This is a genomic window from Bradyrhizobium sp. DN3, from assembly GCF_041357655.1.
In the GTDB taxonomy this organism is placed as follows: domain Bacteria; phylum Pseudomonadota; class Alphaproteobacteria; order Rhizobiales; family Xanthobacteraceae; genus Bradyrhizobium.
On record NZ_JAULLN010000013.1, the window covers coordinates 1 to 13,663 of the forward strand.

At 64.4% G+C, this 13,663-nt stretch carries 13 protein-coding genes and 1 pseudogene; 2 read left to right on the top strand and 12 right to left on the bottom strand.

Translation table 11 applies throughout. The features are described from left to right. Positions 1 to 251: pseudogene (locus AAE027_RS19815) on the top strand (MFS transporter); the annotation flags it as partial. 33 nt (positions 252 to 284) lie between these two features. Here the strand turns inward: AAE027_RS19815 and AAE027_RS19820 are convergent. From AAE027_RS19820 to AAE027_RS19830, 3 genes are all read right to left on the bottom strand, one after another. Next, entirely contained in the window at positions 285 to 1,919 is a 1,635-nt protein-coding gene (locus AAE027_RS19820) for a flavin-containing monooxygenase (RefSeq protein WP_370988493.1), read from the bottom strand. A gap of 43 nt (positions 1,920 to 1,962) precedes the next feature. Continuing rightward, on the bottom strand, positions 1,963 to 2,493 hold the full coding sequence (locus AAE027_RS19825; RefSeq protein ID WP_370988494.1) for a nuclear transport factor 2 family protein: 531 nt from the start codon (positions 2,491 to 2,493) through the stop codon (positions 1,963 to 1,965). Positions 2,494 to 2,563: 70 nt separating this feature from the next. Further along, positions 2,564 to 2,725, bottom strand: a complete 162-nt coding sequence (locus AAE027_RS19830; protein WP_176945579.1) for a hypothetical protein — start codon at positions 2,723 to 2,725, stop codon at positions 2,564 to 2,566. On the opposite strand from AAE027_RS19830, the gene AAE027_RS19835 reads away from it, so the two are divergent. Continuing rightward, positions 2,703 to 3,452: an IclR family transcriptional regulator gene (locus AAE027_RS19835; protein ID WP_370988495.1), complete on the top strand. Its 750-nt coding sequence runs from the start codon at positions 2,703 to 2,705 to the stop codon at positions 3,450 to 3,452. The two genes, AAE027_RS19830 and AAE027_RS19835, sit on opposite strands and share 23 nt — an antisense overlap. 21 nt (positions 3,453 to 3,473) lie before the next feature. Here the strand turns inward: AAE027_RS19835 and AAE027_RS19840 are convergent, their stop codons facing one another. The 9 genes from AAE027_RS19840 to AAE027_RS19880 all read right to left on the bottom strand — a co-directional run bounded on the left by AAE027_RS19840 (position 3,474) and on the right by AAE027_RS19880 (position 13,586). Beyond that, positions 3,474 to 4,973 carry a tripartite tricarboxylate transporter permease gene (locus AAE027_RS19840; RefSeq protein ID WP_370988496.1) on the bottom strand — a complete coding sequence of 500 codons (1,500 nt, stop codon included), beginning with the start codon at positions 4,971 to 4,973 and terminating at the stop codon, positions 3,474 to 3,476. A 12-nt stretch (positions 4,974 to 4,985) separates the two neighbouring features. Beyond that, positions 4,986 to 5,453, bottom strand: coding sequence for a tripartite tricarboxylate transporter TctB family protein (locus AAE027_RS19845; RefSeq protein WP_370988497.1), 468 nt, complete (start codon positions 5,451 to 5,453; stop codon positions 4,986 to 4,988). Positions 5,454 to 5,470: 17 nt separating this feature from the next. Continuing rightward, positions 5,471 to 6,256 carry a carboxymuconolactone decarboxylase family protein gene (locus tag AAE027_RS19850; RefSeq protein WP_370988498.1) on the bottom strand — a complete coding sequence of 262 codons (786 nt, stop codon included), beginning with the start codon at positions 6,254 to 6,256 and terminating at the stop codon, positions 5,471 to 5,473. Positions 6,257 to 6,287: 31 nt separating this feature from the next. Continuing rightward, entirely contained in the window at positions 6,288 to 7,061 is a 774-nt protein-coding gene (locus AAE027_RS19855) for an SDR family NAD(P)-dependent oxidoreductase (RefSeq protein WP_370988499.1), read from the bottom strand. Positions 7,062 to 7,076: 15 nt separating this feature from the next. Next, the gene (locus tag AAE027_RS19860) at positions 7,077 to 8,114 is read right to left on the bottom strand and encodes an acyl-CoA dehydrogenase family protein (RefSeq protein ID WP_370988500.1); all 1,038 of its coding nucleotides are present in this window, start codon (positions 8,112 to 8,114) and stop codon (positions 7,077 to 7,079) included. After that, the gene (locus AAE027_RS19865; protein WP_370988501.1) at positions 8,114 to 9,325 is read right to left on the bottom strand and encodes an acyl-CoA dehydrogenase family protein; all 1,212 of its coding nucleotides are present in this window, start codon (positions 9,323 to 9,325) and stop codon (positions 8,114 to 8,116) included. Before AAE027_RS19865 ends, AAE027_RS19860 begins: the two co-directional genes overlap by 1 nt. A 70-nt stretch (positions 9,326 to 9,395) precedes the next feature. Then, complete coding sequence (locus AAE027_RS19870; protein ID WP_370988502.1) at positions 9,396 to 10,622, bottom strand: ABC transporter substrate-binding protein; 1,227 nt, start codon at positions 10,620 to 10,622, stop codon at positions 9,396 to 9,398. Between the two features lie 58 nt (positions 10,623 to 10,680). Continuing rightward, positions 10,681 to 12,813, bottom strand: a complete 2,133-nt coding sequence (locus AAE027_RS19875; protein ID WP_370988503.1) for an acetate--CoA ligase family protein — start codon at positions 12,811 to 12,813, stop codon at positions 10,681 to 10,683. 2 nt (positions 12,814 to 12,815) lie between these two features. After that, a complete protein-coding gene (locus AAE027_RS19880) occupies positions 12,816 to 13,586 on the bottom strand; it encodes an enoyl-CoA hydratase/isomerase family protein (RefSeq protein WP_370988504.1) in 771 nt (256 codons plus the stop codon). Positions 13,587 to 13,663 lie beyond the last annotated feature (77 nt).

Genomic DNA, 13,663 nt, shown 5'->3' on the forward strand with positions numbered 1-13,663 from the left:
TCGGCGTGTTCTGGACCCTGCCGACCGCCTGGCTGTCCGGCACGGCGGCGGCCGGCGCCATCGCCCTGATCAACTCGATCGGCAATCTCGCCGGGTTCGGTGGGCCCTATCTGATCGGCTGGGTCAAGGAAGCCACCGGCCAGACCTCGACCGGTTTGCTCGTCCTTGCCGTCCTGCCGCTGATCGCCGGCCTCCTGGTCTTCGTCGGCCGCCACGACAGCAAGCACGAGTTTGCTGAACAGGAGCGGTAAGCAGCGTGCATGCGGTCTCCTCGGTTGCGGCTGTCAGGCTGCGACCGTCGTTCGTGCGCGCTCGAACACGAAGTCACGGTACCCGGCCTCGATCGCGGCGGCACAATATTCCCGGTATTTTGGAAAGCCGCCCGTGAACAGCGACAGCCCTTGCGCCTTGTCCTTGACATTGGTGCCGACGTACCAGGTCTTCGCCTTGGTCAGCAGCGAACGCTGGGCAAGCTTGAATACCAGCGCCATCCATTCGTCTTCCGCCTGCCTGGTCGGTTCGATGGTGTCGAGGCCCTGATCGGCCATATGCGTGATCGTGTGCGCGATCCAGTCGACGTCGTTCTCGCTGATCCTGACGATATTGGCGAGCGCGGCGGGGCCGTTGGGTCCGGTGGTCATGAAGAGGTTCGGAAACCCTTCCATCATGAGACCGAGATGCGACCGTGCTCCTGCCTTCCATTTCTCATTGACTGTCCGGCCGTTGCGGCCGACGACGTCGAAGGCAGTCAACGCTCCCGTCAGCCCGTCATAGCCGGTCGCGAAGATCAGCATGTCGAGTGCGGTTTCACTCGATTGCGTCCGCACGCCTTGCGCCGTGATCTCCACGATCGGATCGGTGACGCAATCGATCAGGTGGACATTCGGCTGGTTGAAGGTTTCGTAGTAGCCTGTATCCAGGCACGGACGACGGGCGAAGATCGGATAGCCGCGCGGCTTCAGTCTCTCCGCGGTGATGGGATCGGCGACGACGCCGTTGATCTTGCCGCGCACGAACTCCGCCACGTGCTCGTTGGCTTCCTCGTTGCTCAGAAGATCCGTGAAAGTGCCGAGCATGGCCAGCCCTCCGGCCTTCCAGGCGTCTTCGAGCAATTCGCGGCGGCGCGACGGCGTCACACTGAAGAAGGCCCGCGTCGTCCACGGGCGCACGCCGCCATTCGGGCTGTTGCGCGCCACTTCGCGAATGCCGGTATAGTTACGCTTGACCTCGGCCACGTAGTCGGGATCCAGCTTCTGGTTGCGCATCGGCATCGTGAAGCTCGGCGTGCGCTGGAACACGTAGAGTTCGCCGGCCTCCCGGCCTACCTCCTGCACGATCTGAATGCCGGTCGATCCGGTGCCGATCACGCCGACGCGCTTGCCTTCATAGCTGACGGGATGATGCGGCCATCGGCCGGCCCGCAGCAACTCGCCCGCGTAGCGCGCGACGCCGGGGATCTCGGGATCCCGGGGCACCGAGAGCGGGCCGGTCGCCATCACGCAATACGTCGCTTCGATCATCTCGCCGCGATCCGTCGTCACCGACCAGAGTTTTCGCGTCTCGTCCCAGACGGCGCTCACGATGCGCGTGTTGAACTGGTAGTGCTTGCGCAGGTCGAGGCGATCGGCGACGAAGTTGAAGTAGGCCAAGAGCTCCGGCTGCGAGGCGAATTCTTCCGACCAGGTCCATTCCTGCTCGATCTCGGGCGAGAACGAATAGCTGTAGTCGATGCTCGGCAGGTCGACGCGCGCCCCGGGATAACGGTTCCAGTACCACACGCCCCCGACATCGCCGCCCGCTTCGTAGGCCGCGATGTTCAGACCCATCTCGCGGAACTTATAGACGGCGTAGAGACCGCCGAATCCCGCGCCAACGACGACCACGTCCAGGCGCCGCCCCCTCACATCTGCATGGCTCATATCGGCATTCCCTCAAAGGCTGGTTCGTGCAAGTCAGTGTCCACTAGCTCCGGCGGAGCAGATCGTAGATGGGATCGTCGGGATATCGCGCGCCCAACGGCAACCGCGGACCGAAGCGGACCGCCTCGGACTCGGTCGCAGCGACCTGCTCGTCCACCCAGTCGTAGGCGACGACACGGCGCGCAACTCGCCATTCGCTATCGCGCTTTGTGAAGACATCGCAGTACCGGCCGGCGATCAGAAACTGCCGAACGCCACCGTCTGTTGAAGGCCCGCGCTGCAAGGCGAGGAAGTAGGTTTCGACGACAGCGTGCCCGGGCGCGGTGAATTCGATCAGGATATTGCCGACGGTATGAACATTGCGCGCGTCGGTCTTGAAGATGTCCTTGGCCCAGTCGAAGAAGCCTTCGACCGGCCCCGAATACGGTCCATGCTGGTCGGTGGCATCCGGCCAGTAGGCGCTGCAGAGCGCGGCTTCATCGCCGCGATCAACCCCGCGGCAATAGCGGAAGATGCAATCACGGATCGCCTCCTTGTCGAGCAGCTCCGCGATCTTCTCGTGCGTTACGGTCATTTCCGAGCCTCGAAGCTCCGGCTCAATCCGCCGTCGGCGGACCGGCCCTCCCTTGACGGCAGCGACCATCTCATGTGCAGTGGGAGGCCACCAACAAATGTTCATATGTGAAGCTGAATTTCACATCCGTGAATTTGCTGCGGCCGAGGGAGGGACGATTGCCATCGCAGCTGACGACCTCCGCTTCGATTTCCGCCGCCGGATCGACCGTGAAATCCGCGCTGCGCGCCATCGAAATTCTCGAATTCTTCATGCGGGAGCGGCAGCCGCGTGCGATGTCCGAAATCGGCGAGGCGCTGGGCTATCCGGCATCCAGCACAACAGTCCTGCTCAAGACCCTGGTAGGTCTCGGCTACCTGAATTTCGACCGCAGGACGAAACTCTATTTCCCAACCCCAAAAGTGACATCGCTGGGCGACTGGATTCCCAAATCCCTGTTCGGCAACAGCCGCGTGCTGGAGGCGATGCGCGACGTGCACGCCGCAACGGGCGAAGCCGTTTCAATCGGCACGACCAACGACGTGTATCTGCAATACGTCAAGATCATCCAGTCGACCCACCCGCTGCGATTCCACGTCGACGAGGGAACGCTGCGGCCGCTGACGCAGTCCGCGCTCGGCTGGCTGTTGATGTCGACGATGTCCGACGAGAAGCTCGACACGATCGTGCGCCGCGCCAACATCGCGACGCCGAACGCAGCAGACAGAGTCAAGCCTCAGGACATGATCCGGCGGATTCGGGAGATCCGGGGCAAGGGACATTGCTCGGCGGAGAACGTCCCGATGCTGGGCGGGGCGACGATCTGCGTCCTGCTCCCAATCACAATTCAGAATCAACCCGTCGCTCTCGGGCTTGGCGGCGTCGCCGAGCGGATCAAGCAAAACGCCAGTCGCTACCTGAATATTCTGCGACAGGCCGCCAGATCGGTCAAAGCCGGCGACACCGACACAGACTTTTGACGCCGGGCGGGCCCGCGGCACCTACTCCTGCAGCGCCTCCTCCCGCCGCGACCGGATCGCCGGCAGCATGATCATGACGATCGCGATTGCGGCTGCGGCCAGCAGAGTTGCCGACAATGGCGAGGTCACGAACACGCTGACATCGCCGCGCGACAGCACCATAGCGCGGCGGAAGTTCTCTTCGATCGCTGGCCCAAGCACCAGGCCGAGCAGCAGCGGCGCGGCCGGCAGCTGCAGCTTGATGAGGACATAGCCGAATACGCAGAACACCGCCGCTTCATACACCTCGAAGGTCCCGCTGTTGATCGAATAGACGCCGATCGAGCAGAACACCATGATCGCCGGGAACAGATAGCGATAGGGAATGGTGAGAAGTTTCACCCACAATCCAACCAGCGGCAGATTGAGGACGAGCAGCATCAGATTGCCGACCCACATCGAGGCGATCAGGCCCCAGAATAGGGTCGGGTTCTTGGTCATGACCTCCGGACCGGGCTGGATGTTGTGGATGTTCATCGCACCGACCATCAGCGCCATCACGACATTGGAGGGCACGCCAAGTGTCAGCAGCGGAATGAAAGAGGTCTGGGCGCCTGCGTTGTTGGCCGATTCCGGGCCGGCAACGCCTTCGATCGCACCCTTGCCGAGCTGTTCGGGGTGCTTCGACAGCTTCTTCTCCAGCGTGTAGGAGGCAAACGACGACAGCACCGCACCGCCGCCCGGCAGCACGCCGAGCATCGTGCCGAGCGTGGTGCCGCGCAGCATCGCCGGGATCATGCGCCGGAAATCCTCACGCGTCGGAAACAGATTTGCGATCCTTTGCGTCACCAGCGACAGCTTGTCGTCTTGCTCGAGATTCTTCACGATCTCGGCAAAGCCAAAAATGCCCATCGCCAACGGCACGAAATCGAGGCCATCGAACAGCTGCGGGATGCCGAACGCGAAGCGCTGCGTGCCCGCGCTGAGATCGGTGCCGACGAGACTCAACAACATGCCGAGTACGACCATGCCGATGCCTTCAATGAAGGGGCCACTGGATAGCACCGAGGCGAGGATGAGGCCGAGGAGCATCAGCGCGAAAAACTCCTTCGGCCCGAACAGCAACGCTGCCGCCGTCAGCGGCCCGGCCAGCGCCGCCAGCGCCAGCGTCGCCACGCAGCCGGCGAAGAACGAACCGATCGCGGCTGTCGAGAGCGCGACACCCGCCCGGCCCTGCTTGGCCATCTGATAGCCGTCTATCGTGGTGACGACGGAGGAGGATTCGCCGGGCAGATTGACCACGATGGCGGTGGTCGAGCCGCCATATTGCGCGCCGTAATAGATGCCGGCGAGCATGATCAGTGCCGAATCCGGCTGCAGCGCGTAGGTGATCGGTAGCAGCATCGCGATGGTGGCGAGTGGGCCCAGGCCCGGGAGGACGCCGATCAGCGTCCCCAACAGGCAGCCGAAGAAGGCGTAGAGCAGATTGGCCGGCTGGGCCGCGGTGGAGAATCCGATCGCCAGGTTATGAAACAGGTCCATCGTCACGGCCCGTCAATTGAGCAGCACCGGCCACACCGGCAGCTGCAGCCCGAGGCCATAGACGAATACGAGGAGACACAGCGCGATCAGGACGGCTGCATTGGCCAACGCGCCCTTCCAGGCAAACTCGGGACTAGCCCTGCTCGACACCACGATCAGGACCAGCAGCGCACCGACCAGACCGACCGGAAACAGCAGAAGCGCAAACAGGACCACCGAGCCCGTGACCCAGGCGAGGCCCTTTACGTCCCAACTCCGCAACCTCTGCCGCTCTGCCGTCCTCAGCACGGCACCCAGCATCACGGCGAGCCCGATGGCCGCAAGCACGATCGCCAGCAGCCGAGGAAAATAGCCCGGCCCCATCCGCGCCGCGGTGCCGGCCGGATAATTCAGTGCCATCACGAAGAAGAAGATCGCAAAGGCAAGAAACAATGCGCCCGATGCGAAGGCGCGCTGATCTCTGATGGTTGGCCTCGCCATCGTCGTCGACCTCCCTGCTATCCCGTTACGTCGACGGAAGACGACTTGCCTGCCGCCGGGCTGATCGCTTCCATCAGAACCGGCACCCCGATCGCGCAGGCATGCACGCCCAGATGTGCCGTCATCTGCAGCACCTGGAGGATTTCGCGCTTCTCGATCCCGAGCCGCAACGCGCGCCTGATCTGCAGGCGAAGGCCGTGTGGATTGAGGGCCGTGAAGCATCCGTTCAAGGCCAGCGAGATCAGGCAACGCGAGCGCTGGTCGAGCCCGCCGGCCTTCGCTCCCGCTGTCAGCAGGTCGAGCATCATCGCGAAATAGCCGGGATCGGCGCGCAGCCAGAGATCGCAGAAGTCCGGCCAATCGGCGAATTGCGCGACATAGGCGTCGCGAAGCGCCATCTGCTCGCGCGACAGCGGCGCCTGGTCCGAATCCAGCCCCGCCAGCGCCAGTTCTTCGGCGAGAATGCCGATGCCGAGATTACAGCCGTCGAGCCCTTGCGCCGTGGCCAGCCGCAGCACGTCGACGATCTCCTGCGTGGTCGCGCCCTGCTCGAGGGCCAGCTGCATGTGCAGCGCGAGCCCTGAGCGAAACAGATGCGCCGCCGATCCATCCAGCGCCACATAGATCAATTCGCACATCTTCCGCGACAGTGGACCGGTTTCCGCGGGATAGCCGCCATAGCGGGCATAGCTCGCAAGAAACGCCGGATCGAGCCGCAGCAGCCCCTCCGTCCACGGCCGCCAGTAACCGCGGGCGCGAATGAATTGCTGCTTCAGCGCCTGCTCATCTGCGGTGAGAATCATATAGCGTATCCTGCAGCGGCCTCGGTGGCGCTTAGGCGATGTTGGTGAAGACAATCCCGCCGTCGACCGTCAGCACCTGCGCCGAGATGAAGCCGCTGTCGTCGCCGGCGAGGAAAGCGATTGCCTTGGCAATATCGTCCACTGTGCCGAGCCGTCCGAGCGGCGTGCGCGCGATCCGCCGTGCGTCGAGCTCGGCGTTGCGGTTGCGCATCGTTCCTTCGGTCGGAATCGCTGATGGCGCAACGGCGTTCACGCGGATCTTGCGTTCGCCGAGCTCGGCTGCCGCGGCACGCGTAATCCCCATCACGCCGGCCTTGATGCCGCTATACACGATGCTGTTCTTGGCCGAGATCAATCCGGCAACGGAGGCGACATTGACGATCGCGCCACCGCGCTCGGCATCCATCACTTCGGCCGCGGCCTGAATGCCCCAGATGATCGCCTTGAAGCCGATATTGAGCATGCGGTCGACGGTCTCCGGCGCGATGTCGGCCACCGACTGATAGCGGACCCAGGCCGCATTGTTGACGAGGATATCGAGCCGGCCCTGCCCTTCGGCAAAGCCGATCACCGCCATGCGCATTCCGTCGCGGCTGGCGACGTCCTGGGTGATCGCAACGGCCTCGCCGCCGGCCATCTTGATCGCATCGACAGTCCCGGCAACGAACTCAGGCTTGAGGTCGTTGACGCCGACGATCGCGCCGCGCGAGGCCAGCAGAAGAGCGGTCGCGCGTCCGATTCCGTTTCCGGCCCCGGTGACCAGCGCAGCACGGCCAGCGAGGGGCTTGTCCTTGGCATCAGTCATTGCGGTCTTCCTTTCTTATCCCGACACGGCGAGATCGGACGCCGGAGCTATTGCGGCGATGGTACGGCGGCCGAGCGCGGCCAGGCTTCCGCTGGCATCGCCTTGCGCCTGTAAGGCGCGGACGCGACGCAGATGCCGATGCACCGGCACGTCCCACGTGAATCCCATGCCGCCGTGAACCTGCAGCGCGCCTTCACTGATCGCGCAACCATAGGCGGCCGCGGCGAGAAACACAGCGTCGCGTTCGAGCGGACCGGACTCGTCTTCGACGCTACGGGTGATCGCATGCCTTATGCCTTCGAGCGCCAGCTTCTGCCGCGCCAGCGAATGCCGCAGCGCCTGGTTATAGGACAGCGCTCGGCCGAACTGCCGGCGCGTCGAGGCGTGCTCTTGTGCGAGTGCGAGGCACGTCTCGGCCGAGCCGAGAATGGCGGCGGCACGCAGCACGTTGGCATCCGAGCTCAAGAGAGCCCACGTGCCGTCAGGCAATACACTTGCGGCCGGTATGGTGACGCCCTGCAAGCGAACCGAGTGTTCGGGCACGGTCAAATCCAGCCCTGCCGCGTCCTCGACAACGACTCCCTCGCTGTCAGTCGGAACCAGCGCCGCCGCGGCCGTGCCAATCCGTACCAGGATGCAATCGGCGTCGCGGGCGCAGGCCGCTCGCGCAACCCAGCCATTGAGCACGACCGATTCACCTTCGCGCTCGGCGCTCACGCTGCCTTGCCACGCGATCGTCGCCAGCATGCCGCCGGACACGACCGCATCCGCCACGCGCGGCAACGCGGCCTGCAGCGTCCGCCCAAGCAGCAGTGCTTCCATCAGCGGAAAACCGAGCAGGCCCGAGCCGGCGGCGGCCACCACCGGAACTGCAAAGGCCAGCGGCAGATCGAGCCCGCCGACGTCCTGCGAGGCAAGCACCCCGAGCAATCCGTCGTCGGCGAGGTGTTTCGCCTGCTCGCGCGGCCCCAACGCCGCGCAATCCGCCACGGCTCGCGCCGCGGTGACCGCGAACTCGCTCGGCTGCAATCCTTCGCCGCTCAATGTCGTCATCACTTGCCTTTCGAGAGCTGCAGGATCCTGTCGGCGATGATGCCGAGTTGAATTTCGGTGGTACCGGCGTAGATAGTCTCGGCGCGCGCCTGCAGATAGATCGCGTCGAAACGGCGGCGCGCGACTTGCACGGCCGGAAGCTGCGGCAACGAGGCCTGCGCCAGCAGCTCGAGCGCGAGCGCGGCAAAACGCTGGTGCGCTTCACTCCAGTGCAGTTTTGCCAAACTGCCGCCTGCGCCGATCCTGTCGCCGTTTACGAGCGCGTCGACAGCTGTCTCGACATGCGCCTTCAGCACCTCGATATCCACGACGACCTCGCCAATCTTGGCCTCGTAACATCGGTTTGCAACCAGCTGCGCCAGCGCCGGATCACTCTTGCAGACCGCAATCAGATGCCGCAGCTCATTCTCGAAGCGCCAGGCCCGGTACATGCGGTTGGTTGCGCGCTCGATCTCGAGCACGCGGATCGCCGCGTTCCAGCCTTCATCGGGCGCGCCGAGCGCATCGGATTGCAAGACCTCCACGTCGTCGAAGAAGACCTCGCAAAAGCTCTCGCGCCCATCGATCGATCTGATCGGCCGCACGCGCACGCCCTTGGCATCGAGCCGCACCGCGAACATGGCGAGGCCGCGATGCCGATCCTCCAGCGGGCCGGTCCGCGCCAGCACCAAGCAGCGCTGGGCGCGATAGGCGCCGCTGGTCCAGATCTTCTGCCCGCTGATCCGCCAGATATCACCATCGCGCGTGGCGCGCGTCCGCAGGCCCGCCAGATCGGAACCTGCTTCCGGCTCGGAAAAGCCCTGGCACCAGATGTCGCGCATCTCCAGGATTGCCGGCAGGAAGCGGTGCTTCTGCTCCTCGGTGCCGACCGCGAGGATGATCGGACCGGCAAGCTCCTTGCCGATCGAATTGACGCTCTCCGGCATCGCGAGCGCGCCGATTTCCTGATTGGCGATCAGGTGCTCGCGCAAGGTGCGGCCGTACCCGCCATACGCTTTTGGCCAAGTGATGCCGGCCAGGCCGGCGCGATACATCGCCGCTTCCCAGGCGATCTGCTCTTGCAGGCTGGGCGACGAGAACGCCGCGCTGTCACTGCGAAAGCTCGCTGGCAGATTGGCGCGCAGCCAGCGACGCATCGCCACCCGATAGGCCTCGCCGGACAATTCTCCGGCCGTGGCGGTTACCGGCGGCTCTGTTTCAATGACTGTCATCGTGGATGTCTCGCTTTGGCTGTACCGTCGGGTGCCAGCCATGCATCGGCCGGGCGCCCTTTCTTTCCGATCACTGCGACCTGAGCAGATCGCACGCGCTCTCCGAGGCCGGACGCCATGCGTCCTCGGGGGCAATCGTCCCCGTGATCTCGTAATAGTCGAAGGCGTATTTGGACTCGGGCGGCGTCTTGATGCGGGCCACATAGAGCGGACGCATCACCTGCCCGTCGGCGCGAATGCTGATATCCTTCATTTCGAAGTCGTTGATCGGCGTGTTCTTCATCTGCTTCATCACGGCCTCGCCATCATCCGTTCCGGTCGCCGCGACGGCCTTCAGGTAATGCGTGATGGCGCTGTAGGTGGCGGACTTGGCCTCGTTCAGAATTTGCCCGCCGGACGCCTCGGTGAAACGCTTGGCGAAGGCCCGCGTCTCCGGCGTCATGTCCCAGTAGAACGGCGTGGTCAGGCGCACGTTCTGCAGGTCGCGCAGACCGATGCCGTGGGTCTGGCTGATCATAAGTCCAAGCGGCACCAGCAGCTGCTTCTGCGACAGGCCGAACTCCTGGGCCTGCTTGATGGCATTGCCGAAGTCAGAACCAGAATTGGCGAGCGCGATCGCCTTGGCGCCACTCGCTTGCGCCGTCAGCAGGAACGAGGAAAAGTCCGACGAGTTCAGCGGATGCAGCACCGATCCCACGACCTTGCCGCCGCCGGCCTTGATGAAGTTGGTGGCGTCGGCCTGCCATCCCTTGCCGAAGGCGTAGTCGACGGTCAGGAAGAACCAGGTGTCGACGCCCTGGGACAGCAGCGCCTTCACCGTGGCCTTCGGCTGCGCATAGGTGTCGACCATCCATTGCGTGGTCATCGGCGAGCACTTGTCGTTGGTGAAGAACGAACCTGCTGTCCCCGCCAGCATGTAGGGCTTCTTCCGCGCCTTCATGATGTCCTGCACGCCGAGCGCGATCGACGAGGCCGAGCAGCCGACGATGGCATCGACGCCTTCATTGTCGAGCCAGCGCAGTGCCACCGCAACGCCGATGTCCGGCTTGTTCTGGTCGTCGGCGACAACGAGCTCGATCTTCTTGCCATTGACCGCACCACCGAAGTCGCTGACCGCGAGCTTTGCCGCGGCCACCGCACCGGGGCCGCAATTGTCGGCATACGGACCATTCTGGTCGTTCATGATGCCTATCTTGATCACATCGCCGGACACGCCTTGGGCGCGCAGCGGCGTCGCCAGCATCAGCAAAGCTCCCAGCATCACGGCGATTTCGAGGAGACGGGTATTGAGCTTCATCACAAAATCCTCCCAGCAATCATTGAGCCGACTTCGCGGTTCTTTTTGTTCGATGTGTTCAGTGGTGTTGCGTTGCCTTGCCCGCGTTTGGGATCAGCAGCGCATCGAGCGCGACGGCGCCCTCGCCGTCCGCTTTCAGCAGCAGCGGATTGATGTCGATTTCCGACACGGTATCGGCATGCGCGACGGCAAAACGCGAGAGCGCCGCGATCGCTTGCGCTGCGGCCTCGAGATCGGTGCGACGCCGCCCGCGCGCGCCGTCGAGAACGGCGAACGCCTTCAGCGACCTCAGCATCGCCATTGCTTGCGTCTCGCTCACCGGCGCCATCTGCACGGCGGTGTCCTGTACGATCTCGGCAAAGATGCCCCCCAGACCGACCATCACAACCGGCCCGAACACGGGATCGATCCGGCTGCCGAGGATCAACTCGGACAGGCCATGCGCCATGGGAGCAACGATCGTGCCGTCGATCACCGCGCGTGGCGCCCTCTCCGCGACACGCGCCAGCATCCGGGCATGGGCCTGTCGCACCTCTTCCTCGGAGCGAAGACCCACGGCAACGCCACCCACCTCCGTCTTGTGCGGCAGATCGGGCGAGGCAATTTTCAAGACGACCGGGAAACCGATCTCGCGCGCTGCACGCGCCGCGGCCTCGGCGTCCGATACCAGTTGCTCGGCCAGCACGGGGATGCCGGCCTCCGCCAGCGCGCGCTTGGCGCCGAGCTCATGACGGAACGCATCAGCCGCGAGCGGCGCAGCCTTCGCGAAGGCAGGCTGGCTCACAGCCTTTGGTGCGGTCGCCAGCGCCTGCAATCGCGCCAGCGCCGCGACGATGGCGCAACAGCCGTCAAAGCTCGCAATGGTGGGATAACCCATGGCATGCAGTTCGGCGAGCGCATCGGGCGGGCCCTCCACGCACAGAATGACGGGACGATGGGGGTACTGAGCCCGGATGGTGCGCAATGTCTCCATGTAAACCGAGCGCAGCCGTGGCCTGTGCAGCGAGAACGGCAGCGGCAGCACGATCGCATCGGTGCGGTCGTCGGCCACGACCGCCGACAGAATCTTCTGCAGCATATCGGGCCGGCTGGACATCTGCGCGGTGGCATCGACCGGATTGCGCGCGGACGCAAATGGCACGAGATCGAGGATCGCGCGCTGGGTCGCCTGGCTCAGTTCCGGCAACGATAGGCCGACCGCCTGCGCCGCATCCGCAAGCAGCACGCCAAAACCGCCCGATGCCGTCACGACCGCAAGACGCCGCCCCTTTGGCAACCGATCCGGCAACAGGATGGAGGCGGCATGACCGAGATCAATCAGCTCCTCGATGCTCCGCACCCGTACGGCGCCGTAGCGCTCCAACAGCGCATCAAACACCGCATCCGATCCCGCCATGGCACCAGTATGGGACGCCGCCGCGGCCTGCCCGGCCTCCGAGGTGCCGACTTTCAGCGCAATGACCGGCTTGCCGGCATCGCGCGCCTCGGTCAGTGCGGCGATGAGCCGGCCGGCATCACGGCAGGCCTCGAAGCAGCAAAGAATGACTTTGGTCGCGGGATCGCGGGCCAGCCAGGCAATACCGTCGGCGATATCGATGTCGCACTCATTGCCGGTGGTCATGAAACGGCTGATGCCGGCGCCGCGATCGCTCGCCATGCGCATGGTGTAGCTGCCGAGATTGCCGCTCTGCGAGACGATGCCGAGCGAGCCGACGGCCGGCATGCTGTGCTCGAGCACGATCGAGAATGTTGCGATGGCCTTTTCGGGAATGCTGACCGCGCCGAGGCAATTCGGGCCGAGCAGCCGCATGCCGGTGCGGCGCGCAGCCGTGCGAAGCCGATCCTGCATCGCGCGCCCCTCTTCGCCAAGCTCGGCAAAGCCGGAAGAGAACACGACGACGCTGCGGACACCGCGATCGGCGCACTGCTCGATCGCTTCGGGCGCCCGCTCGGCATCGACGGCGATGACGGCGAGATCAGGCGCCTCGGGCAGCGCGCCCACCGACGCGTAGGCCTGCAGCCCCTGCACCATCGCGGCCTTCGGGTTGACCGGATAGATCTTGCCCGCGTAGCCGTAGCGGCGCAACAGGTCCACCGGTCGGCCCCCGATCTTGGTCGCATCCTGCGATGCGCCGATGATCGCGATCGAGCGCGGCGCCATCAGCGCGTCGAGACCTTCTCCCGGCCGCATCGTCAGCACCCCTTGAATACCGGCGCGCGCTTCTCAAGAAACGCCATGCGCGCTTCCTTGGCATCCTCGGTCTTCGACAGCGCCATCGTGATGTTCTGCTCGAAGCGATAAGCATCACGCGGCGGCATCAGCTCGACCATGTTGGCCGCATTCTTGGCGTACTCCATCGCAATCGGGCTCTTGGCTGCGATCTCACGCGCGATCTTCATTGCTTCGGGAATGAGATCTTCCTTGCTGGTACAGGCCTCGATGATGCCAAGGCGATAGAGCTCGGCCGCGGAAATCCGGACGCCGGTGAAGAACATCCGGCGCATCAGCGAACGGCCGAACAAAGTGTTGAGCATCGCCGCACCGCCCGCGAGGCCGACATTGATCTCGGGCATGCCGAATACAGCCTCTTCGGACGCGTAGAAGATGTCGCAGGATGCCATCAGACCGAGGCCGGCGCCGAGCGCGACGCCGTTGATCGCTGCGATCACCGGCTTGGAGCACTCGCGAATGCAGTTGCCGGTCTCGCGGGTGATGCGGTTGTGATCATGGAATGCACCGACCTTGGCCGGGTCTGGACGGTCCTTGAGATCGGCGCCGCTGCAAAACACCTTGCCGTTGCCAGTGAGGATCGCCACGCGAACATCGCTACGTTCCGAAATCTGATCGAACACCGCGACGATGCGATCGCGCATCGCGCGGTTGAGCGCGTTCACCGGAGGGCGGTTCAGCGTCACGATTGCGATGTGGTCGGATACTTCGAGCGTCACGATGTCATCGGACATGGCTTCCTCCTGGCGCTTGCTTGATCTTGTTTCCGCGACCTCGGACGGCAGCTTCAAAGCCACCTGACCGATCGGTC

What these genes read in the sequence shown, in the direction of transcription:
- AAE027_RS19845 (WP_370988497.1), bottom strand. Translation starts at nt 5,453, where the DNA reads ATGGCGAGGCCAACCATCAGAGATCAGCGCGCCTTCGCATCGGGCGCA.
- AAE027_RS19855 (WP_370988499.1), bottom strand. Translation starts at nt 7,061, where the DNA reads ATGACTGATGCCAAGGACAAGCCCCTCGCTGGCCGTGCTGCGCTGGTC.
- AAE027_RS19850 (WP_370988498.1), bottom strand. Translation starts at nt 6,256, where the DNA reads ATGATTCTCACCGCAGATGAGCAGGCGCTGAAGCAGCAATTCATTCGC.
- AAE027_RS19840 (WP_370988496.1), bottom strand. Translation starts at nt 4,973, where the DNA reads ATGGACCTGTTTCATAACCTGGCGATCGGATTCTCCACCGCGGCCCAG.
- AAE027_RS19875 (WP_370988503.1), bottom strand. Translation starts at nt 12,813, where the DNA reads ATGCGGCCGGGAGAAGGTCTCGACGCGCTGATGGCGCCGCGCTCGATC.
- AAE027_RS19825 (WP_370988494.1), bottom strand. Translation starts at nt 2,493, where the DNA reads ATGACCGTAACGCACGAGAAGATCGCGGAGCTGCTCGACAAGGAGGCG.
- AAE027_RS19830 (WP_176945579.1), bottom strand. Translation starts at nt 2,725, where the DNA reads ATGGCGCGCAGCGCGGATTTCACGGTCGATCCGGCGGCGGAAATCGAA.
- AAE027_RS19870 (WP_370988502.1), bottom strand. Translation starts at nt 10,622, where the DNA reads ATGAAGCTCAATACCCGTCTCCTCGAAATCGCCGTGATGCTGGGAGCT.
- AAE027_RS19860 (WP_370988500.1), bottom strand. Translation starts at nt 8,114, where the DNA reads ATGACGACATTGAGCGGCGAAGGATTGCAGCCGAGCGAGTTCGCGGTC.
- AAE027_RS19880 (WP_370988504.1), bottom strand. Translation starts at nt 13,586, where the DNA reads ATGTCCGATGACATCGTGACGCTCGAAGTATCCGACCACATCGCAATC.
- AAE027_RS19865 (WP_370988501.1), bottom strand. Translation starts at nt 9,325, where the DNA reads ATGACAGTCATTGAAACAGAGCCGCCGGTAACCGCCACGGCCGGAGAA.
- AAE027_RS19820 (WP_370988493.1), bottom strand. Translation starts at nt 1,919, where the DNA reads ATGAGCCATGCAGATGTGAGGGGGCGGCGCCTGGACGTGGTCGTCGTT.